Source organism: Aestuariivirga sp. (genome assembly GCF_044238155.1).
GTDB lineage: Bacteria > Pseudomonadota > Alphaproteobacteria > Rhizobiales > Aestuariivirgaceae > Aestuariivirga.
Genome location: NZ_JBIIDX010000042.1, coordinates 1 through 21,180, shown reverse-complemented (window position 1 = coordinate 21,180; position 21,180 = coordinate 1). Strand labels below are relative to the sequence as shown.

Sequence of the window (21,180 nt, the reverse complement as noted above, 5' to 3'; positions counted from 1 at the left end):
CGGGCCAGGCTGCTGCGCGAGAAGGGCTGAAAGTCATGTCGTTCCTGCAGCATCTCGTCGGCCGCTCCATGCCCGATGTGGCGCTCGAGGCAACATCGGGAAGCCCGGTCAGTCTCGCACGCATACCAGGCATGGCGGTGATCTTCTGCTACCCCTACACTGGCCGCCCGGGCCACCCAAATCCGCCGAACTGGGATCATATTCCCGGCGCACATGGTTCAACGCCCCAGGCTCTCGCCTATGCAGAGGCCTATGGCCAGTTCCGCCGCCTTGGCGTCAAGCTGTTCGGGCTCAGCCTGATCGATACCGAATGGCAGCAGGATTTTGCGAGCCGCAACCGCCTGTCATTCAGGCTCCTGTCGGACCCGTTGCGCGCCGTTCCCCGGCAACTGTCGCTGCCAACCTTCGAAACCGGTGGCGTGGTCTATCTGCAGCGCATGACCTTCGTCATCACCGATGGCCTCATCAGCCACGTGCGTTTTCCCGTTCCAGACCCGGCGGCCGATGCCGCAGAGGTACTCGCGGCCATCAGCCCATAGCCGCGCTGACGGCCGCAGAGCTGGATGAAGCCGGGCAGGACCAGGCTCAAGTTTTCCTCCTCACAGAGGCAATGGGAAATCAATCGGGGCCATCGGGTCTCAGTCCGCTCCGGCCAGGCGGCAGCCCGTCGAGAAAGCTGCGCACGCGCGCAAAGACCTGCCGGAACATGGCAGGCGTCAGCACGCCGGTATTGGTGTTGTATCGCGAGCAGTGATAGCTGTCGAACAGCCTCGCTTCGCCCAGGTCGTGCTCGCCGCCGTGGCTGAACGAGAAGGCGGACTTGCGCTTGTCCATGGCCATCAGCACCGCATCATGCGCCACCCGCCCCAACGCCACGATGGCCGGTGCCCGGACTTCATTAATGCGTATACGGAGAAAATTGTTGCAGGTGCGGATCTCGGCGGGCAGTGGCTTGTTCTGCGGTGGCACGCAGCGCACGGCATTCGCGATCATCGCATCTCTGAGTGTGAGCCCGTCATGCGGGTCGGCGCGATATTGGCCGGCGGCAAAGCCGTATTGCAGAAGTGTCTCGTAGAGCAGTTCGCCGGCATGGTCTCCGGTGAATGGCCTGCCGGTGCGATTGGCCCCCTGTACCCCTGGCGCCAGCCCGACGATCAGAAGTCTGGCGTCTGTCGGGCCGAAGCAGGGCACCGGCCCATTGAACCAGCCGGGCTCGGCCTGGCGCTGCGCGTGCCGGTATGCAACCAGGCGCGGACAGAGCGGGCAGTCCCGCCCTGGTTCGGCGGCTTGCGGCTGTCTAGATATCGGCGAAGTCCTCAAAGCTCTCGCGCGGCGCACTGGCGGCAGGGCGTTCGCGCCGTTCGGATGGCTCGCGGCCGATGTCGTCGCGCAGGTCGGCAAGGTCGATGAACTGATCGGTCTGGCGGCGCAGGTCATCGGCAACCATCGGCGGCCGGGTGGTCAGGGTCGAGACCACGGTGACGCGGCGGCCCTTGGCCTGCACGGCTTCAACCAACGAGCGGAAGTCGCCATCTCCGGAGAACAGCACGATGTGGTCGAGTTCGCCCGCCAGCTGCATGACGTCGATGGCCAGCTCGATGTCCATGTTGCCCTTCACCTTGCGCCGGCCGGTGCCGTCGGTGAATTCCTTGGCCGGCTTCGTGACGACGCGGTAGCCGTTGTAGTCCAGCCAGTCGATCAGCGGTTTCACGGGCGAGTAGTCCGCCTCTTCGAGAAGGGCGGTGTAGTAGAAGGCGCGGATCAGCCGCGAGCGCTTGCGAAAATAACCAAGCAGACGCTTGTAGTCGATGTCGAAACCCAGTGTCTTTGCCGTAGCGTAGAGATTGGACCCGTCGATGAACAGCGCAACGCGTTCGTCAGGATAAAAATGCATGGATGAAAACCTCTTGTCGTGTATGTCACGGGTTTAGACAGGCGTTCGGACTTGCTCAAGCAAAAATGATCCTCATCGGCTTAGGCAGCAATCGGAGCGGTCCCTGGGGAACCCCTCTCCAGACCGTATCGCGGGCAGTTCTGGCGCTCAATCAGGCTGGTATCCGGTTGCGCCAGGCATCGAGGCTGGTCGTTTCCGCCCCCTTCGGCCGCGTCGGCCAGCCAGACTTCGTGAATGCCGTGGCACGGGTTGATACCCAACTGACGCCGCGGCAGCTGCTTTCGCGTCTGCATCAGATCGAACGGCGCGCCGGCCGGCGGCGCACGCTGCGTTGGGGGCCGCGCACGCTCGATCTCGATCTTCTGGATTATCACGGTCTCATCCTGCGGCGCGGCTCGGGCCCCGTGCTGCCTCATCCCGGCATCGAAAGCCGCATCTTCGTGCTCGCTCCGATCGCCGAGATCGCGCCACTCTGGCGTCATCCCGAAGGCCGCCAGACGGCCGCGATGCTGCTGCGCCGGCTCGATCCGGCCTCTGGCGGCCGCCTGCTTTAAGTCCGCTTTAAGCGGCTGGGCGTATGCAATCAGGAATTGCTGATTGAGCGAGCCTGCGTGTGTTCCGGTTTCTGCTGTCCATTGCTGCGTTTCTCGCGGTCAGCCTGCCGTCGGCTGCCGAGCAGGCGCGGTTCTCGCCGCAGGCATTTCAGATTTTCGGGGGCATCAGCGAAGGCAGTACGGCGATCACCCCCGGGACCTGGGATCTCGGACCGGTGCCGGAGGGTCTCGAACCAGTAATCGTTGCCTTTGACACCAGCTTGCCGCCTGGCTCCGTTGTGGTGCGGACCGGTGAGCGGCGTCTCTATTTCGTGCTGCCTGAAGGCCAGGCCATTGCCTATCATGTCGGCGTGGGCCGCGATGGTTTCGCCTGGAGCGGGCGGGATGTGATCTCGGCCAAGGCGCAATGGCCGAATTGGCGGCCCCCGCCCGAGATGATTGCCCGCGAACGGCGCAAGGGCCGCGACATCCCGGCCTTCGTGGCTGGGGGCCCTGGCAACCCGCTGGGCGCACGCGCCCTCTACATCGGCAGGACGGCTTTTCGCATCCACGGCACCAGCGAGCCCTGGACCATCGGCCAGGCGGTTTCATCGGGCTGCATCCGCATGCTCAATGATGACGTGATCGATCTCTATGACCGGGTCAGCGTGGGAGCAGCCGTGGTGGTCGAGGACTGAGCGCAAGCGGCGAATCGTACCTGGCGCTCTAAACGCTCCCTTAACCTCAACAAGTCATTATGAACTGCATCAGTTTGTTCTGGAGTTCGGGGCATGTCGTCCAATCTTCGCCGTTCCGCTTGGAATTCTCCCAAGTCGCAGTTCCTGGTGTCCGCCGCAACCGCCGTCCTGCTGGCTGCCTGCTCGGCAGACATGGACAGGTTCTCCTCAAACGCCTCTGGCGCAGATCCGGTCAATACGGCGAGTGTTCCCAAGAACATCACGGCCGCCAATGCCGGGCTTGAGGATCAGGTGACCTCGAAGCCGTTGGCCAATGCGGCCACGCCCCCTCCCGCCTATGACTATTCCAAGCCCTATCAGCCGGGTCAGCAGGCCGCTGCCACCGCGCCCGCCGCTCCTGCGGCGCCAGTTGCTCCTGCGTTGCAGGGTGGCACGGTCACGGTGGGTCCGGGCATGACGCTCTATTCGATTGCGCGGGCTCACAACGTTTCCGTCTCCGAACTCGCCGCCGTCAACGGACTTGCGCCGCCCTATTCAGTCGGCAACGGCCAGACGCTCCGGCTGCCCGGTGGCGCGGCGGCCGCTCCCGCCGCCCCGGCGACCCAGAGCTTTGCCGAACCGGAGTCGACGCCGATTGCGCCAAAGCCCGGCGAGCCCGCCCAGGAATATGTGACGATGGTTCCGCCCAAGGCGCCAGCGGCCACCGCGGCCGCGCCGCGTGCTGCCGGCGGCGCACACACGGTTACACCCGGCGAAACCCTGTTCTCGCTCGGTCGCGCCTATGGTGTCTCACCCTTCGCCATCGCTGATGCCAACGGCTTGCCGCACAATGCACAGCTCACCATCGGCCAGAAGGTCACGATCCCCACAGGCGGCGCGGCCGGAAATCCTGTCGCGGCCACGCCTGCGCCGGCGCCCAAGCTGGCGGCCGCCGAGCCGCCTGCCGCGCCTGCTGCACCCGCAGCGGAGGCCGAGCAGGCCTCTGCCGGCGCAGCGCCCGCAACGGCTGGCGAGGAGGCAGTTGCCGAAGCCCCCGTTGCTGAACCCGCCGCACCCGCCCCGGCAGTTCAGGGCGAAGTTGCCGAGCAGGCCCCCATCGACGGTGCGCCCGGCATGCGCTGGCCGGTCCGTGGCAAGATCATCTCCGGCTTTGGTCCGAAGGCGAATGGTCTCAAGAACGAGGGCATCAACATTGCGGTTCCCGAGGGAACCTCGATCCGTGCTGCAGCAGATGGCGTGGTGGCCTATGCCGGTAATGAGCTGAAGGGCTATGGCAACCTGGTGCTGATCCGCCATGACAATGGCTACGTCACGGCCTATGCCCATGCCAAGGAGCTGCTGGTGAAGCGTGGTGACACGGTGAAGCGCGGCGATGTCATCGCCAAGGCCGGCCAGACCGGCTCCGTGTCCAGCCCGCAGTTGCACTTCGAAGTGCGCAAGGGTGCTGTGGCCCTCGACCCGATGAAATTCCTGTCGGCGTCCACCGCCTCGAACTGAAAGTCGCCACATCTGTCCCAGCATGCCCGGTGCGCAAACCGGGCAGTGCCATCATGTGCTGCAGACCGGGGGTGGTTCAGACGTCCAGCTCCAGCCTCTGGCCCAGCCGTCCGGCAACGTCCTGAATGTATTGCCAGGCGACGCGGCCGGAGCGGGCCCCGCGCGTGGCCTGCCATTCGATGGCGCCGGCGTGAAGCTCGTCTGGCGCAATCCTCAGACCATGGTGGCGCGCATAGCCGTCGACCATCGACAGGAATTCATCCTGCGAGCAGTTGTGAAAGCCGAGCCACAGGCCGAAGCGGTCTGAGAGCGACACCTTCTCCTGCACTGCCTCGGAAGGGTTGATGGCGCTCGAACGTTCATTCTCGATCATCTCGCGCGGCAGGAGGTGCCGGCGGTTCGACGTGGCGTAGAACACCATGTTGGCCGGACGGCCCTCGATGCCGCCATCGAGCGCGGCCTTGAGCGACTTGTAGGATGTGTCGCCCGCATCAAACGACAGGTCATCGCAGAACACGATGAAGCGGGCCTCCGGCGCACCGCGGATCAGGCTCATGAGCTGCGGCAGACTTTCGATGTCCTCTCGATGGATTTCGACCAGCTTGAGCGTGCAGCCGCTGTGGACGTTGACGTCATGATGAGCAGCCTTGACCAGCGAGGACTTGCCCATGCCGCGCGCGCCCCACAGCAGCGCGTTGTTGGCAGGCAGGCCTCTGGCGAAGCGCTCGGTGTTCTCGAGCAGGATGTCACGGGTGAGATCGATGCCGCGCAGCAGCGAGAGGTCAACCCGGTTGACCCGAGCCACCGGCTCAAGCCGCGGCGGGCTGGCGTGCCAGATGAAGGCGGCGCTGGCGGCGAGATCTGGAGGGCGCGCAGCCGGCGGTGCCATCCGCTCCAGGGCGGCGGCGATGCGGGCGAGCAGCGTCGCGTCGGTTTCCTGTGTCATTCCGGCCTCTTAGCTGAAACAGCCAGTTCCGTAAAGGTGCCCCAATCGATTGGTTGCAATGGGGTGCGCCATCGCTATATTCCGGCCAGCGTTTTTAGGAGAGATTCCCGTGTTCATCACATCGGCCTATGCCCAGACGGCGGGCGCACCCGGCGCAGTAGATTTCGTCGGCATGATCCTGCCGCTGGTGCTCATCATGGGCGTGTTCTACTTCCTGCTGATCCGTCCCCAGCAGCGCAAGATGAAAGAGCATCAGGAAATGCTCAAGAAGGTAACGAAGGGCGACACCGTGGTCACCACCGGAGGCCTCATCGGCAAGGTTCTCAAGGTCATCGATGACAACGAACTGCAGGTGGAAGTGGGAGAAAACGTGAAGGTGCGAGTGCTGCGCTCGGGAATCGCCGACGTGCGCGCCAAGGGCGAGCCTGTCAAGACCGAGACCAAGTAGGCTCTCGATGCTGCATTATCCGCGCTGGAAGATCATCGCCATTCTTGCTGCAGTCGCGCTGGCAGCATTGCTGGCGCTTCCCAACATACTCTCACCGGAGTGGCAGGCGCGGCTGCGCGCCTGGAACATAAATCCCATCACCCTCGGCCTTGACCTGCAGGGTGGCTCCAACGTGCTGCTTGAAGTTGATCGCGCCGATCTCGTCGACAAGCTCAAGCGTCAGCTCGCGAGTGACGTGCGCAACTCCATGCGCGACGCCAAGATCGCCTACAATGGGCTGACGCGCAGCAGCGACAGCGTGCGCGTGCGGGTGAGCAAGCCTGAAGACGAAGACAACGCCAAGACAGAGCTCCAGAAGCTGCTCAATCCGCTCGAGAGTGGCGTATTCGGCGCGGGTGGTCCGGTGAACCTGTTCGACCTGACGCAGGACGGCCAGCAATTCACCTTCACTGTCTCGCCCAAGGGCCTTGATGCCAAGATTGCGCTCGCCGTGGCTCAGAGCCTGAAGATCGTCGAGAACCGCGTCAATGCGCTGGGCACTTCGGAGCCCATTATCCAGCAGCAGGGCAAGGACCGAATCGTGGTTCAGCTGCCGGGCGTGCAGAATCCCGATCAGGTGAAGAGCGTCATCGGCCGCACCGCCAAGCTGACCTTCCAGCTCCTGTGCGAGGCGCAGCCCACGGCCAAGGGCCAGAACCCGCCACCCGACTGCCAGGCCGTTCCGATGAGGGATGATCCCAATCAGGATCTATGGGTGCAGACCTCGACCCGCGCCACGACGGATGGCGCCGATCTCGTCGATGCGCGCAGCGCCTTTGACCAGAACAACCGGGCCGTGGTGTCGTTCCGCTTCAACACCAAGGGAGCCGACAGGTTCGCAAAGCTCACGCGCGACAATGTCGGCAAGCCCTTCGCAATCATACTCGACGAAAAGGTGGTGAGCTATCCGCGCATCAACGAGCCCATTCTGGGCGGCTCCGGCCAGATCTCCGGCAATTTCACGGTGCAGGAGACGAATGATCTTGCGGTGGTGCTTCGCTCCGGTGCGCTGCCAGCCAAGCTCACCATCGTGGAGGAGCGCACCGTGGGTCCGAGCCTCGGGTCGGATTCGATCCGGGCCGGCCTGATCGCGTCCGCGATCGGGCTGGTTCTCGTGCTCATCTTCATGATTGTCGGTTATGGCCTGTTCGGCATCTTCGCCAACATCGCCCTGCTGGTGAATCTGCTGACGCTCATCGCGCTGATGTCCTTTTTCGGCTTCACGCTCACGCTACCCGGCATTGCCGGCATCGTCCTGACCATGGGCATGGCGGTCGATTCGAATGTGCTGATTTACGAGCGTGTCCGCGAAGAATGGCGCAACGGACGATCGGCGCTGAGCGCCATCGAAACGGGTTTCAAGGCTGCGCTTGGAACGATCTGGGACGCCAACCTGACGACACTGGTGGCGGCGCTTGCCCTGTTCGGCGTTGGCTCGGGGCCAATCCGAGGCTTTGCCGTTACTTTGTTCATCGGCATCATCACAACCATGTTCACGGCCTTCGCGCTCACGCAGCTCATCGTCGCCACGTGGGTGAAGTGGAAGCGTCCAAAGGAGGTCCCGCTGTAAGGCGGGGGCAGTCTCATGAAAGGCATCCGCCTCATCCCGGACGACACCAAGATCCCGTTCATGCGGTTCAGCCGCTATGGTTACCTCGCATCGGGGATCCTCTGCGCGGCTTCGATCCTGCTGTTCGTGTTCGTTGGCCTTAACATGGGTGTCGACTTCAAGGGCGGCACCGTCATCACCATCCGCACCGCTGAGCCGGCCAATCTCGACAGTCTTCGCTCCACCATCAATGGGCTGGGCCTAGGCGCTGGAGAGTTGCAGGAGTTCGGTTCGCCCAATGACGTACTGATCCGCATCGGCACCCAGGAGGGAGGCGAGCAGGCGCAGCAGGTAGCGGTCAACAAGATCAAGGAAGCGCTGGGCGCAGGCGTCGAATACCGCAGCGTCGAGGTGGTAGGCCCCAAGGTGTCTGGCGAGCTTGCCCAGCAGGGCATTCTCGCTGTCGTGATCGCGCTGTTCCTGGTGCTGATCTATGTGTGGTTCCGTTTCGAATGGCAATTCGCGCTCGGCGCCATTGCCTCTCTGATGCATGACGTGATCCTGACCATCGGCCTGTTCTGTCTCCTGGGTCTGGAGTTCAATCTCTCGATCATTGCGGCGATCCTCACGATCATTGGCTATTCGCTGAACGATACGGTGGTCATCTATGATCGCATCCGCGAGTTCCTGCGCAAGTACAAGTCCATGCCCTTCGCCGATCTCATGGACTTCTCGATCAATTCTGTGCTGCCCCGCACCCTGATGACGTCGGTCTCGGTTCTGCTGGCACTGCTCGCCCTCTACATCTGGGGCGGTGAAGTGATAGCGGGTTTCACCTTCACCATGATCTGGGGGGTGATCGTCGGCACCTATTCGTCCTATTTCATTGCCACGCCGGTGTTGTTGCTGCTCGGCACGCCGCGCGAGGCGCAGAAGGCGGCGGCAGCAGCCGGAGAGCAGGTTGCTGCCCAGCCGTGATCCCGCACTACCCCGGCCAGGTGCCGATTGACTGCTACGGTGGCGGCGGCTTCGGGTTTGCCGGCATGTCGCACCGTGGTTCGGTGCTGGCGCTTCCATCAGGCATATATGGCTGGAGCGTAGAGGCTTCTGGTTTGCAACCGTCTGATTTCGCGCCAGTGTTGTCCGAGGCCGGTCGCATCGATCTCCTGATCATCGGGATGGGCCCCGGAATGGCCCGGCCGCCGCAAGCGGTTCGGGCAGCGCTCGCGGTGTCAGGCATTGTCTATGATGCGATGGCCACTGGCCATGCGGTGGCAACCTACAATCTTCTGCTCGCCGAGAAGCGCCGCGTGGCAGCAGCCCTGATCGCCATGCATCATCCTGCATGAGCAGCATTCCTGACATCGTGCGCACCCACGACCGGGACCTTTACCTCGCAAGCCTGTTTGCCCCTGATGACAAGCGGGCCGACCTTCTGGCCCTCTACGCCTTCCACGTCGAGGTGTCGCGCATACCGCTGCTGGTGAGCGAGGTGGCGATCGGCATGATCCGGCTGCAGTGGTGGCGCGATACAATCGAGAGCCTTTATGCCGGCGGTGAAGGTGGTGGGCATCCCGTGGCTGCTGCTCTGGCGCGGGCGATTGGCGCTGGGGGGCTTCCGAAGCAGGCGTTGCTTGATCTCGTCACTGCCCATGAGTTTGACCTGTTCAGCGATCCCATGCCCGATCTGACTGCACTGGAAGCCTATCTGGGTGAAACCCGCTCGCGGCTCATGCTGATGGCTGCGATGATCCTCGATCGGGCCGCCGCACCCAAGGCAAGCGAGGTGGCAGGCCTTGGTGGCGTGGCAGCCGGGCTGACCCTGGTCCTTGCCGATCCACGCCGCCGCGGTCCATTCCTGCCGCCAGGCATGACGCTGGAGCTTGCCATCGCCCATGCCGTTCATCGGCTTGGCGAGGCGCTGGCCCTCGTTCCGGCCCTTCCCCGGGCCTTGTTGCCCGCCGTCCTGCCGCTGAGCCTGACGAGTCTCTACCTGAAGCGGATCGCTGCTGCGCCGGATGTGCCGCTCAGCGTGTCACCCTTGCGCCGGCAGCTGACGATGTGGTGGACCGCTCGGCGCTGGGGGTAAGGGTCGGCAAGGCGCCGTGAGGCCCATCGCGCCGAGGTCGAGAGGTGGTCCCTGCAGGCGTAAAGGGCCGCTTGTCCTCACCGGTAGTGCCGGTCACTCCGCGGCCTGCATCTGCGCGTTGGCAAGCCACGCCTTGAAATCCCGCTGGGCGCGCAGGCAGTAGCTGCGTTTTCGCTCCACCGCCTGCTCGGCGTGCTTGAGCCGCTTGCCATCCTTCACCCTCAGCTTCTCGATTGGAGGGAATAGTCCGAAATTGACGTTCATCGGCTGGAAGGACGAGCCCCGCCGGTCCGTCGTCTCGATGTGGCCGCCTGTGATGTGGTTGAGAAGGGCTCCATGCCCCGTGGTGGCGGGGGGCAGGGTCACCGGCAGGCCCAGCGCTTCCGCCGCAGCCATTCGTCCGGCGAGCAGTCCCATGGCGGCGCTCTCCACATAGCCCTCGACGCCGGTGATCTGGCCGGCAAAGCGCAGCCGGGGGGCTGCCTTCAGGCGCAGGCGCTCGTCCAGTACGCGCGGACTGTTGAGAAACGTATTGCGGTGCAGTCCGCCAAGCCTCGCGAATTCGGCGGTCTCGAGCCCGGGGATGGTGCGGAACACCTTCACCTGTTCGGCATATTTGAGTTTCGTCTGGAACCCGACCATGTTGTACAGCGTGCCCAGCTGATTGTCCTGGCGCAGCTGCACCACGGCATAGGGTTTTTCTGCCGGGTTGTGGGCGTTGGTGAGGCCGCGCGGCTTCATCGGGCCATGGCGCAGCGTTTCCGGTCCGCGCTCGGCCATCACCTCGATGGGCAGGCAGCCATCGAAATATGGCGTCGAGGCTTCCCACTCGCGGAAGTCCGTCTTCTCCCCGTCAATCAGCATACGGATGAAATTGTCATACTGGGCGCGCGTCATCGGACAGTTGATATAATCCTTGCCGGTGCCGCCGGGGCCCTCCTTGTCGTAGCGCGACTGGAACCATGCCACATCCATGTTGATCGTCTCGCGGTGCACGATGGGGGCTATGGCATCGAAGAAGGCGAGCGCCTCCTCGCCGGTCAGCGCGCGAATGGCGCTGGCCAGCGCTGGCGACGTGAGGGGGCCGGTGGCGATGATGACGTTCTGCCAGTGATCCGGTGGCAGGCCCGCGATCTCGCCTTCCACGACAGAGATCAGGGGGTGGCGTTTCAACTCTTGGGTTACGCCGTCTGAAAATGCGTCTCGGTCGACAGCCAGGGCACCGCCCGCCGGAACCTGGTGGCGATCGGCCATCGCCATGATCAGCGATCCTGCCTGGCGCATCTCCCAGTGCAGCAGTCCCACGGCATTCTGGTTGGCATCGTCGGATCGGAAGGAATTGGAGCACACCAGTTCGGCGAATCCCGCAGTCTTGTGGGCATCGGTGGTGACATGCGGGCGCATCTCGTGCAGCACAACGGCGAGGCCGGCCTTGGCTGCCTGCCAGGCGGCCTCGCAGCCCGCCATTCCGGCGCCGATGATATGAAGGGGCTCTCGCATGCTGGCGCTCGTAGCATGGCGCGGGGCAGGGTGAAAGACTTCGACGCTTCTCAGTTGCGGCTTCAGTGGGTAGTATCCTGTCATGAGCACCACACTGGAGGCCATTTCCGCTGAACTTGCGGCAATCCGTGCCCAGTCGCTTTGGAAGGCTGAGCGTCCCATCCTGTCGCATCAGTCTGCCCATATCCGGGTGGCGGGTGGCCGCGAGGTGCTGAATTTCTGCGCCAACAACTATCTCGGCCTTGCCGATCATCCTGTCCTCATCGAAGCGGCCCGGCGCGCGCTCGACAGTCATGGTCTTGGCATGGCGTCGGTCCGCTTCATCTGCGGTACCAGCGATCTTCACCTGGCGCTGGAACGCCGCATCGCAGACTACCTTGGCATGGCGGATTCGATCCTCTTTGCGGCCTGCTTCGACGCCAACGGCGCCGTCTTCGAACCGCTCTTTGGCGAGCAGGACGCCATCGTCTCCGACGCGCTCAACCACGCTTCGATCATCGATGGCATCCGGCTGTCCAAGGCCCGCCGCTTTCGTTTCGCCAATGGCGACATGGGCGATCTCGAGGCGCAGCTCTCCCAGGCGCGTGCTGGTGGCTGCCGTCGGCTGATCATCGTCACCGATGGCGTCTTCTCGATGGACGGCTACTTCGCGAAGCTCACCGAGATCCGCGCCCTCGCCGACCGGTTCGATGCTTTGATCATGGTGGACGATTGCCACGCCACCGGTTTCATCGGGCCCCAGGGCCGCGGCACGCCCCATCGGGCTGGCGTCAGGGTGGACATTCTCACCGGCACGCTCGGCAAGGCCCTCGGAGGGTCGGCCGGGGGCTATATTGCGGCGAGCCAGCCGGTGATCGACCTGATGCGCCAGCGTGCGCGGCCCTACCTGTTTTCCAATGCGCTGCCACCGCCACTGGTTGCGGCTGCCATTGCCGCCATTGACCTTGCGGAGCAGGGCGATGAGCTTCGTGCGCGCTTGCTCGCCAACGCCCGGCGCTTCCGTGCTGGCATGGCGGCGGCCGGCTTCCGCCTGCTCGCCGGCGAACATCCGATCATTCCCGTCATGCTGGGTGAGGCGCAGCTTGCCCAGGACATGGCGGCAAGGCTCTACGAAGAGGGTGTCTACGTGACGGGCTTCTTCTTTCCCGTGGTGCCGAAGGGCGAGGCGCGCATTCGCACCCAGATGTCGGCCGCGCATACGCCTGCTGACATTGATGCGGCAGTGGCAGCCTTCACTGCCACCGGCCGTGACCTGGGAGTGATCTGACATGCGCGCACTGGTCAAGGCAGACCGCGCCGAAGGGCTTGTGATGCGCGAGGAGGCTGTGCCCCAGCCAGGCCCCGACGACATTCTGGTCAAGGTGGAGAAAACCGGCATCTGCGGCACCGACCTCCACATCTGGAACTGGGACGCCTGGGCCCGGAAGACCATCCCGGTGCCCATGGTCGTGGGCCATGAATTCGCCGGCCGTGTGGCGGCGGTGGGCAGTCATGTCCGGACCGTGAAGGAGGGGGATCGTGTCTCGGGCGAGGGCCATCTCATCGGCATGAAAAGTCGCATGGCGCGGGCCGGGCACTTCCACCTCGATCCCGAGACGAAGGGCGTTGGGGTCAACGTGCCGGGCGCCTTCGCGGAGTATCTGTGCATCCCGGCCTTCAACGCCATTCACCTGCCTCCCGAGATCGACGACGAGATCGGTGCCGTTCTCGACCCGCTCGGCAATGCGGTGCATACCGCGCTCTCCTTCGATCTGGTCGGCGAGGACGTTCTGATCACTGGCGCCGGTCCGATTGGCATCATGGCGGCCGCCGTCTGCCGTCACGTGGGTGCGCGCCACGTGGTGGTGACCGACATCAACGACTACCGTCTGTCCCTCTGCAATGAGGTGACTGATGCCGTGACCGTCAATGTGGCGCGGGAGGATCTGGCCGATGTCATGCACCGGCTCAGGATGAGCGAGGGCTTCGACATCGGCCTCGAGATGTCCGGCGCGCCCCAGGCCTTTGACCAGATGGTGGACCGGATGATCATGGGTGGCCGGATCGCCATGCTGGGCATTCCCTCGGGTCCATCCACCGTGGACTGGAACCGGGTGATCTTCAAGTCGCTCACCATCAGGGGCATCTACGGCCGCGAGATGTTCGAGACCTGGTACAAGATGATTGCCATGCTGCAGTCCGGGCTTGACGTGCGCAGGGTCATCACTCACCGCATGGCAGCGGCGGAGTATGCCAAGGGCTTCGCCCTGATGCAGCAGGGCCGCTGTGGCAAGGTGGTGCTCGACTGGAGCTGAACCCCGAGCAGGTTCTTGCCCTAGTCGTTGGCTGTGACCGTGAGGCCCAGCCTGCTGATCGCCTCGCCCGGCTTTGTCTGGTCCAGAGCCGTGAAGTCCGATACCGTCAGCCTCTCTGGTGGTTTGAGGCTGATGGTGATCGACTTGGGGTCCGCGAGGAAGCGGGTTACTGCCTCCACCGCCTGGGCGGTGAAGGCTTCGTTTTGCATCTGCACCAGCATCAGCTGCAGAGTCGGCGGAATGCTCGCCACCATGGTTTTCTCATCCATGCCCTGGCTGGCCGCGATCAGCGGCAGCAGCTTGCCAAGGATCGAGGCATCCTCGAAGCGCAGTGCCGCGCCATTGATGACGACGCCTGCCAGCTCGGGCCCATAGACGTCGAGATCTGCGGTCTCGCCATCCTGCTGGGCCTGCATCAGGGCGTTGTAGGCATCCACCGGGATATCGGCCACAGCGCCCTTGATGCCCAGGCTGCCCATGTCGCGTGCTGTGACGGTGAAGCCGAAGTCATAGCCGAGCTTGTCGCCGTTGACGCTCAGCGCGCCGTTGCTGGCAAGATCGAGGTTCAGCGCGGAGTAGCCGAGCTGGCGCAGCATGCCGCCCTCGCCCATCAGCGTGAGCACGGACTCTGGGATCGCGACATTGCTGATCTTCGAGGTGAAGGTGCCGGCGCCCGTTGCGGGGTCGCCGTCCCAGGTGGTTTCGAGACTGTCGATGTTCACCGTCTGGCCGTTCGAGGTGATGTTGACCGGGCCGCCGGCCATTTTCCTGGCGAAGGTGCCAGCCGACATGAGCTTTTCCTGGGGCGAGGGGTTGGCGCTGAGTTCGCGGATGAACCAGCCTTCGGCGCTGGAATTGGGCACGCTGACCGAGATTGCGACATCGCCGCCGTTGATCTCGAGCGCCGTGTTGGTGAAGCGCGCCGCGCCGACCTCCCAGAAGCCGGCGCCCTGTTCGGCTATGTCGGAGAGCGCCATCTCGCCGGTCTTGAAGGTGAATCCGGGATTCTCCCCCGAAGGCAGCAGCGTCAGCGTCAGGTTGGTAATTGTGACGTTGCCTGCGCCGTCCACGCTGAGCGCCTCGTAGCTGGGCTTGGCTGCGACCTGCCGCTCGAGGTTGGCGAGCAGCGCCTGCACCGCCGGAGGCGGTTCATCGGCCCAGGCCAGGCCCGGAACCAGCAATGCGGCTGGCAGACAAGCAATCGTAAAGTATTTGTGGACCATTGACATGGAAGCTCCTCGGCGATGGACGGATGACCGGGGATTGAGCATAGGTGATGAACCCGCGAACGCAACGGCAAATTGGCGGTCGCACGTGGGCATTGCCGCGGTCCGGCCGGAGGATGTTTTGTGATGATCAGCCTGGTGAGTGCGATGCGCAAGGCGGTGCTGGCCCTGATGCTGGCCAGCCTGCCTGTGGCCGTGATGGTGCCGGCTTGTGCCGCCACCGCGACGGCCGAGCAGCAGCAGGAGCAGGTGCTTCTCAAGAAGAAGAAAGCCGCCGAAGCGAAGAAAGCCGCCGAAGCGAAGAAAGCCGCCGAAGCGAAGAAAGCTGCCGAAGCGAAGAAAGCCGCCGAAGCGAAGAAAGCTGCCGAAGCGAAGAAGGCCGCCCAGGCCAAGAAGCGGGCCGATGCCAGAAAGGCAGCTGCCGCCCGGAAGCTTGCCGAGGCCCGCAAGGCAGAGGCCCGACAGCAGCCCGCCACCACCTGTCGAGGGTTCTTCGGGTGCCTGCTCAGTTCAAAGCCGCGGGCCAGTGTCCGGCGTGCCTCGGCTGTGGGCGAAGCGCGCGATGTGCCGACGGGCGAAGACATAAGCTGGGCCAAGGCCGGGCAGTATGCGCCGGGTTCACTGGTGATCTCGACGCCCGAACGCGCGCTCTATCTCGTCACTGGCCCGGGCGAGGCGCGCCGCTACCGTGTCGGTGTCGGCCGCGAGGGTTTTCAGTGGTCGGGCACGTCCTCGATCGTCAGCAAGGCCGAGTGGCCCACCTGGCGCCCGCCCGAGCAGATGATCAGGCGCGAAGCTGCCAAGGGCCACCATCTGCCAAGCGTGATGGCAGGTGGCCCTGAAAATCCACTGGGCGCGCGCGCTCTCTACATCGGCGGAAAGATCTACCGCATTCACGGCACCAATGCCCCGGGCTCGATCGGCGGGGCCGTCTCATCGGGCTGCATCCGGATGATGAATGCCGATGTCATCGAACTCTATGAACGCGTTGAGATCGGCGCCAAGGTCTACGTCTACCAGTAGTGGCCGCGGCGGGAACGCGAAAGGCCGCCCATGAGAGCGGCCCTTTCGCAGTCTCTGAAAGAACTGACCCCGGAGGCGATTGCCGTCCGGGGTCCAGTCCTCAAGTATAAGAAGATTACTTCTTCTTGGCCTTCTTCTTGGCGGCCTTCTTCTTAGCCGGCTTCTTGGCGGCCTTCTTTGCAGTCTTCTTCGCAGCTTTCTTCGCAGCCATTGCTGTCTCTCCTAGAGTTGTTAGTGCCCCACAACGCAGGTAAGCCTCACAGGGACGGACATGCTGGTATCGAAAAACCGAACCTGTTCCGTCGTTGTCACGTGTTTGCACCCGCTTGTGTGATTCGGCAATACGCCGATCAACGAAGGGCAATATCCGGAAATCTCGCTAACAATAGGTAAACGCTAGGAAAACTGGCAAAACCATCCTTGCACGGACAAACGGGTCGTTTTCATCGAAAAATCCAATGAATAAGCGGTTTTTCTGCATATGTCAGTATGCTGACGATCCACTGTTTTTTCGGTGTTTTCGGGCTGTTTGGATGTCAAGAGGCAAGCTGCGCGGCCGGAAGAAATTGTGGAAAAATCTTCAGGCCGCTCCCTGAAACCCCTCTCGCGGAACAAAAAAAGAGGCCGACTCGCGCCGGCCTCCGGGTTTTGAATGTGATGCCGCCGTGGCTTACGAGCAGCCGCTCGTCGAGCCGCAGGTATCGCATTTGAGGCAGGTTCCGTTGCGCACCATGGTGAAGTTGCCGCACTCTGAGCAACTCTCGCCCTCATAGCCCTTCATGCGCGCCTCGAGGCGGCGGTCAGTCGTGGCAACGACAGCGGCCTCAAGCGTCAGCGTGGCCTCCTGGCGGCTGCCGCCGGAAACCACCGCGGCTTCCGCGAGCGCCAGTGCGCCTTGTGCTTCCGCCCGCATCTGTACGGCCTGCAAGGACGCGGAAGAGCCCGCAGCCTGTGCGCCGGACATCACCACCACATTCGCCGCCGCCAGGTTCGGTTTGCGCACGAAGCCTGACGACAGCACCCGGGCAGCGGGCACGCGAGGAGAGTTGTCGGCACCTTCGCCCTTGCCGAGCGAGTCGAAGCCCATTTCGGAAGCTTCGACATGGGCAAGGTCGTTGCGGCCGAGATAGGACACCGCCAGTTCACGGAACACGTAGTCGAGGATCGAGGTCGCATTCTTGATCGAGTCGTTGCCCTGCACCATGCCTGCCGGCTCAAACTTGGTGAAGGTGAAGGCGTCGACGAACTCCTCCAGCGGTACGCCATATTGCAGGCCGACCGACACCGCGATGGCGAAGTTGTTCATCATTGCGCGCAATGCAGCGCCTTCTTTGTGCATGTCGATGAAGATCTCGCCCAGCTTGCCATCGTCATACTCACCGGTGCGGAGATAGACCTTGTGTCCACCCACCACGGCCTTCTGGGTGTAGCCTTTGCGGCGGTGCGGCAGCTTGAGGCGAGAGCGTTCCCGCTCCACCACGCGCTCAATGATCTTTTCGACCACCGTTTCGACGCGCTGCGCGGCCGGCCGGGCCAGCAGGCTTTCTGCAACCTCATCGGCATCGTCCTCATCGTCGGCGATGAGCTGCGCCGAGAGCGGCTGTGACAGCTTGGAGCCGTCTCGGTACAGGGCGTTGGCCTTGACCGCCAGCTTCCACGACAGCATGTAGGCGTTGGCGCAATCCTCCACGGACGCATCGTTGGGCATGTTGATGGTCTTGGAGATGGCGCCGGAGATGAAGGGCTGACTGGCGGCCATCATCCGGATATGGCTTTCGACCGACAGATAGCGCTTGCCCAGCCTTCCACAGGGATTGGCGCAATCGAACACCGGCAGATGCTCCGGCCTGAGGCCAGGCGCACCCTCGAGGGTCATGGCGCCACAGACATGGATGTTGGCCTTCTCGATATCGGGCTTCGAGAAGCCGAGATGCACGAGCAGGTCGAAGCCGAAATCATTCAGTTCCGCGTCCGTGAGACCCAGAACGCTGCGGCAGAACTCTTCGCCAAGCGTCCACTTGTTGAACACGAACTTGATGTCGAAGGCTGATGCGAGCCCCGCCTCGACCTTGGCGATCTGTTCATCACCGAAGCCTTTGGCCTTCAGCGCCGCATGGTTCAGGGCGGGGGCCTCCGCCAGCGATCCGTGGCCTACAGCATAAGCGATGATCTTCTCGATCTCCTCCTGGGCGTAGCCCAGCGTACGCAGCGCCTCCGGTACGGCCTGATTGATGATCTTGAAGTACCCGCCACCTGCCAGCTTCTTGAACTTCACCAGAGCGAAGTCGGGCTCGATGCCGGTCGTGTCGCAATCCATCACCAGACCGATCGTGCCGGTTGGCGCGATCACCGTGGCCTGCGCATTGCGATAGCCATGCTGTTCGCCAAGCGATACGGCAAGGTCCCAGGCGCGGCGCGCCGCGGCAGCCAGTGCTGCGTCCTTGAGGTCGGTTTCGTCGAGCGCCACCGGCACGGTGTTGAGCCCCTCATAGCCCACGGCGGCGCCATAGGCTGCGCGGCGATGGTTGCGCATCACGCGCAGCATGTGATCGCGGTTCCTGGCAAAGCCGGGGAAGGGGCCAAGTTCCTTCGCCATTTCGGCGGAGGTCGCATAGGATATTCCAGTCATGATGGCCGAGATGGCGGCACAGATGGCGCGGCCCTCATGACTGTCATAGGGAATGCCGCCGGTCATCAGCAGGCCGCCGATATTGGCGAAGCCCAGCCCGAGGGTGCGGAACTCATAGGACAGCCGGGCGATTTCCTTGGACGGAAACTGCGCCATCATCACCGACACTTCGAGAACGATGGTCCACAACCGCACCGCATGCTCAAAGGAGTCGATCTCGAAGCGGCCGGACGCGCCGTCGCGGAACTGAAGCAGGTTCAGCGAGGCAAGGTTGCACGCCGTATCATCGAGGAACATGTATTCAGAGCAGGGGTTCGAGGCGCGGATCTGGCCCGAGGCAGGGCAGGTGTGCCAGTCGTTGATGGTGGTGTGATACTGGATTCCCGGGTCGGCCGAGGCCCATGCGGCATGGGCGATCTTGTCCCATAGAGTCGAGGCCTTCAGCGTTTGCGTAACCTTGCCGCTCAGCCGCGAAGTCAGCGACCAGTCGTCATTGCGTTCCACCGCCTTCAGGAACTCGTCCGTTACCCGCACCGAGTTGTTGGAGTTCTGGCCGGACACAGTCCGATAAGCCTCTCCATCCCAGTCCGTGTCATAGGTGTCGAAGGCGATCTCCTTGTAGCCCTGCTTGGCAAACTGGATCACACGCTTGATGTAGTTGTCGGACACCATCGCCTTGCGGGCTTCACGCACGGCACGCTTCAGGGCCGGGTTCTTCTCGATCTCGAAGCAGTCTTCGCCCGGGCCTTCGCAGTTGACGCAGGCCTTCATCACGGCCTGAAGGTGCTTTTTCACCACCTTCGAGCCGGTAACGAGGGAGGCCACCTTCTGCTCTTCCCTGACCTTCCATTCGATGAATTCCTCGACGTCTGGGTGGTCGACGTCGACGATCACCATCTTGGCGGCGCGCCTCGTCGTGCCGCCGGACTTGATGGCGCCTGCCGCGCGGTCGCCGATCTTGAGGAAGCTCATCAGTCCCGATGACTTGCCGCCGCCCGACAGCTTTTCGTTCTCGCCCCGCAGGTCAGAGAAGTTGGAGCCAGTGCCGGAGCCATATTTGAACAGGCGCGCTTCGCGCACCCACAGGTCCATGATGCCGCCCTCATTGACGAGGTCGTCCGCCACCGATTGGATGAAGCACGCATGCGGCTGCGGGTGCTCATAGGCCGACTTTGACTTGGTCAGCCGGCCGGTTTCGGGGTCGACATAGTAATGCCCTTGGCCAGGGCCATCGATGCCATAGGCCCAGTGCAGCCCGGTATTGAACCACTGCGGGGAATTGGGCGCGCACTTCTGGGTCGCCAGCATGTAGCACATTTCGTCGTAGAACGCGCGCGCATCCGCCTCTGTATCGAAATACTTGCCCTTCCAGCCCCAATAGGTCCACGTCCCCGCGAGCCTGTTGAAGACCTGCGTCGAAGACCGCTCGCCGGTGAAACGCTCTTTCTCCGGAAGTTCGGCGAGCGCGGCCTCGTCGGGCACGGAGCGCCAAAGCCAGGAGGGCACTGTTTCCTCCTCGACCCGCTTCAGGGCCGCGGGCACGCCGGCCTTTCGGAAATACTTCTGCGCAAGAATGTCGGTCGCCACCTGGCTCCAGGAGGCCGGAACATCAATGTTCTCGAGTCGGAACACCACAGACCCGTCCGGGTTCTTGATCTCGCTGGTGGCGCGGCGGAAGGAGATCTCCGCGTAAGGCTCCAGACCAGCTTTGGTGTAACGACGTTCAATGCGCATCTTCAGTCCCTCTTTTCATCTTCGTTGCCGCACGCGCCAAGGCTGCGCCACGCGGTGCTCACTACACCCCAATGCCAGACACACGTCCCATCGCCCTGAGGCCACTGCCCCCTGACTGGTTCAGGCTTCCTGCTATTGAGTGATTTGCGAAGTGCGACGACCGCCCCTGGTTCCCGAACCTCGACCCCTCATCTCTTGTCACAAACTAGTACCAATGCCGGATTGGCGTCAACAGCTAGTGTGTTAACGACTGGTTAATACCAGATGTTGTGGGTGTAAACGCGCCACCGGCATCGACAAGGGTTACTTCATCCGATTCTCGTCCTAACCTCAAGGACTCTCGCAGCTTATGCGCGCTATCAACAGCCACCTCTCGCCTTGGGCCTGGCGCCAGCCAAGCCTGTCAAGTGCCGACTTGCGCATGCAAATGTTTTTCGCGCCGGGCCCATCACCGCTATCCACAGGCCGCGCAGGACGTCCTTTGGTTTAGAATTCGGCCTGCTGGCCCAAAGGAATGCCCGGTTTGGGTTCCCGAATCGGCCCAAGCCACCACACCAGCACCACACCCAGGCAGGTGAGTCCGCCCAGCATCAGCCAGGCCTCGTTGACTGCGAGCGTCACGGCGGCTTCCTGCAGGATGTCCATCACCCCCAGCAGACCCGTTGGATCATCGAGATCGGGCAGTTCGTCGATGCCGATGGCGAGCGCTGCTGCGGCAGCGGCGGGGTCCGCCTCCATCAGGTCCTTCAGGCGATCGGCGTGTTCGGCGCTGCGGGTGAACAGGACGGTGTCGATCAGGGCGATGCCGATGACGCCTCCCAGCGCCCGCGACAGGTTGTAGAGGCCGCTGGCGTCGCTCACCCGGTCGAGCGGCAGGAAGCCCAGCGCAAAGCGGGTCACCGGCACGATGCAGAAGCCGAGCGCCACGCCGCGCACCACCTGCGGCCAGAACAGTTCGTCAGGGCCCGACAGTCTCGTCGCGAAGCCGCTCATGAACAGGCCCGTGGCAAAGGCAGCGAAGCCCAGAAAGGTCAGCAGGCGCGCCGGGGCCAGCCGGTCGAGCAGCACCGAAAGGGGGGCG

General features: G+C 63.4%; 18 protein-coding genes and 1 pseudogene. 12 read left to right on the top strand and 7 right to left on the bottom strand.

Annotation, left to right across the window (positions count from 1 at the left end; all coding sequences use genetic code 11):
- Positions 1 to 539 (top strand): redoxin domain-containing protein (locus ACILRN_RS06275; RefSeq protein WP_395686567.1); only part of this gene is annotated, 539 nt, incomplete at its 5' end.
- Positions 540 to 618: 79 nt separating this feature from the next.
- On the opposite strand, the gene ACILRN_RS06270 is transcribed toward ACILRN_RS06275, so the two are convergent.
- A complete protein-coding gene (locus ACILRN_RS06270) occupies positions 619 to 1,401 on the bottom strand; it encodes a uracil-DNA glycosylase (protein WP_395686565.1) in 783 nt (260 codons plus the stop codon).
- The gene (locus ACILRN_RS06265) at positions 1,298 to 1,894 is read right to left on the bottom strand and encodes an NYN domain-containing protein (protein ID WP_395686564.1); all 597 of its coding nucleotides are present in this window, start codon (positions 1,892 to 1,894) and stop codon (positions 1,298 to 1,300) included. The genes ACILRN_RS06270 and ACILRN_RS06265 overlap by 104 nt, the downstream gene beginning before the upstream one ends.
- Before the next feature lie 65 nt (positions 1,895 to 1,959).
- Here ACILRN_RS06265 and folK point away from each other — a divergent pair, with 65 nt between their 5' ends.
- From folK to ACILRN_RS06250, 3 genes are all read left to right on the top strand, one after another.
- On the top strand, positions 1,960 to 2,448 hold the full coding sequence (gene folK, locus ACILRN_RS06260; RefSeq protein ID WP_395686562.1) for a 2-amino-4-hydroxy-6-hydroxymethyldihydropteridine diphosphokinase: 489 nt from the start codon (positions 1,960 to 1,962) through the stop codon (positions 2,446 to 2,448).
- 59 nt (positions 2,449 to 2,507) lie between these two features.
- Positions 2,508 to 3,125, top strand: coding sequence for a L,D-transpeptidase (locus ACILRN_RS06255; protein ID WP_395686560.1), 618 nt, complete (start codon positions 2,508 to 2,510; stop codon positions 3,123 to 3,125).
- 93 nt (positions 3,126 to 3,218) lie between these two features.
- Positions 3,219 to 4,622, top strand: coding sequence for a peptidoglycan DD-metalloendopeptidase family protein (locus tag ACILRN_RS06250; RefSeq protein WP_395686558.1), 1,404 nt, complete (start codon positions 3,219 to 3,221; stop codon positions 4,620 to 4,622).
- 76 nt (positions 4,623 to 4,698) lie between these two features.
- On the opposite strand, the gene ACILRN_RS06245 is transcribed toward ACILRN_RS06250, so the two are convergent.
- Positions 4,699 to 5,568 (bottom strand): ATP-binding protein, encoded by an 870-nt coding sequence (locus ACILRN_RS06245; protein ID WP_395686556.1) that lies wholly within the window; start codon positions 5,566 to 5,568, stop codon positions 4,699 to 4,701.
- Positions 5,569 to 5,677: 109 nt separating this feature from the next.
- Between ACILRN_RS06245 and yajC the strand changes: the two genes are divergently transcribed.
- From yajC to ACILRN_RS06220, 5 genes are read left to right on the top strand one after another with little or no spacing between them, the layout of a single operon-like run.
- Positions 5,678 to 6,016: a preprotein translocase subunit YajC gene (gene yajC, locus ACILRN_RS06240; protein WP_395686554.1), complete on the top strand. Its 339-nt coding sequence runs from the start codon at positions 5,678 to 5,680 to the stop codon at positions 6,014 to 6,016.
- A 7-nt stretch (positions 6,017 to 6,023) separates the two neighbouring features.
- The gene (gene secD, locus ACILRN_RS06235) at positions 6,024 to 7,625 is read left to right on the top strand and encodes a protein translocase subunit SecD (protein WP_395686553.1); all 1,602 of its coding nucleotides are present in this window, start codon (positions 6,024 to 6,026) and stop codon (positions 7,623 to 7,625) included.
- 15 nt (positions 7,626 to 7,640) lie between these two features.
- Positions 7,641 to 8,582, top strand: a complete 942-nt coding sequence (gene secF / locus ACILRN_RS06230) for a protein translocase subunit SecF (RefSeq protein ID WP_395686552.1) — start codon at positions 7,641 to 7,643, stop codon at positions 8,580 to 8,582.
- Positions 8,579 to 8,953 carry an Mth938-like domain-containing protein gene (locus ACILRN_RS06225; protein WP_395686550.1) on the top strand — a complete coding sequence of 125 codons (375 nt, stop codon included), beginning with the start codon at positions 8,579 to 8,581 and terminating at the stop codon, positions 8,951 to 8,953. Before secF ends, ACILRN_RS06225 begins: the two co-directional genes overlap by 4 nt.
- Complete coding sequence (locus ACILRN_RS06220; protein ID WP_395686548.1) at positions 8,950 to 9,693, top strand: phytoene/squalene synthase family protein; 744 nt, start codon at positions 8,950 to 8,952, stop codon at positions 9,691 to 9,693. The genes ACILRN_RS06225 and ACILRN_RS06220 overlap by 4 nt, the downstream gene beginning before the upstream one ends.
- 93 nt (positions 9,694 to 9,786) lie before the next feature.
- Here ACILRN_RS06220 and trmFO read toward each other — a convergent pair whose 3' ends face one another.
- Positions 9,787 to 11,193 carry a methylenetetrahydrofolate--tRNA-(uracil(54)-C(5))-methyltransferase (FADH(2)-oxidizing) TrmFO gene (gene trmFO / locus ACILRN_RS06215; protein ID WP_395686569.1) on the bottom strand — a complete coding sequence of 469 codons (1,407 nt, stop codon included), beginning with the start codon at positions 11,191 to 11,193 and terminating at the stop codon, positions 9,787 to 9,789.
- Positions 11,194 to 11,275: 82 nt separating this feature from the next.
- Here trmFO and kbl point away from each other — a divergent pair, with 82 nt between their 5' ends.
- Positions 11,276 to 12,460, top strand: a complete 1,185-nt coding sequence (kbl, locus tag ACILRN_RS06210) for a glycine C-acetyltransferase (protein WP_395686546.1) — start codon at positions 11,276 to 11,278, stop codon at positions 12,458 to 12,460.
- Between the two features lies 1 nt (position 12,461).
- Positions 12,462 to 13,487, top strand: a complete 1,026-nt coding sequence (tdh, locus tag ACILRN_RS06205; protein ID WP_395686544.1) for an L-threonine 3-dehydrogenase — start codon at positions 12,462 to 12,464, stop codon at positions 13,485 to 13,487.
- 20 nt (positions 13,488 to 13,507) lie between these two features.
- On the opposite strand, the gene ACILRN_RS06200 is transcribed toward tdh, so the two are convergent.
- Positions 13,508 to 14,716 (bottom strand): hypothetical protein, encoded by a 1,209-nt coding sequence (locus ACILRN_RS06200; RefSeq protein WP_395686542.1) that lies wholly within the window; start codon positions 14,714 to 14,716, stop codon positions 13,508 to 13,510.
- Between the two features lie 123 nt (positions 14,717 to 14,839).
- Between ACILRN_RS06200 and ACILRN_RS06195 the strand changes: the two genes are divergently transcribed.
- Positions 14,840 to 15,736 (top strand): L,D-transpeptidase, encoded by an 897-nt coding sequence (locus ACILRN_RS06195; RefSeq protein ID WP_395686540.1) that lies wholly within the window; start codon positions 14,840 to 14,842, stop codon positions 15,734 to 15,736.
- A gap of 670 nt (positions 15,737 to 16,406) precedes the next feature.
- Here the strand turns inward: ACILRN_RS06195 and ACILRN_RS06190 are convergent.
- A complete protein-coding gene (locus ACILRN_RS06190; RefSeq protein WP_395686538.1) occupies positions 16,407 to 20,099 on the bottom strand; it encodes a vitamin B12-dependent ribonucleotide reductase in 3,693 nt (1,230 codons plus the stop codon).
- Positions 20,100 to 20,585: 486 nt separating this feature from the next.
- Positions 20,586 to 21,180 (bottom strand): annotated as a pseudogene (locus ACILRN_RS06185) (MFS transporter); the annotation flags it as partial.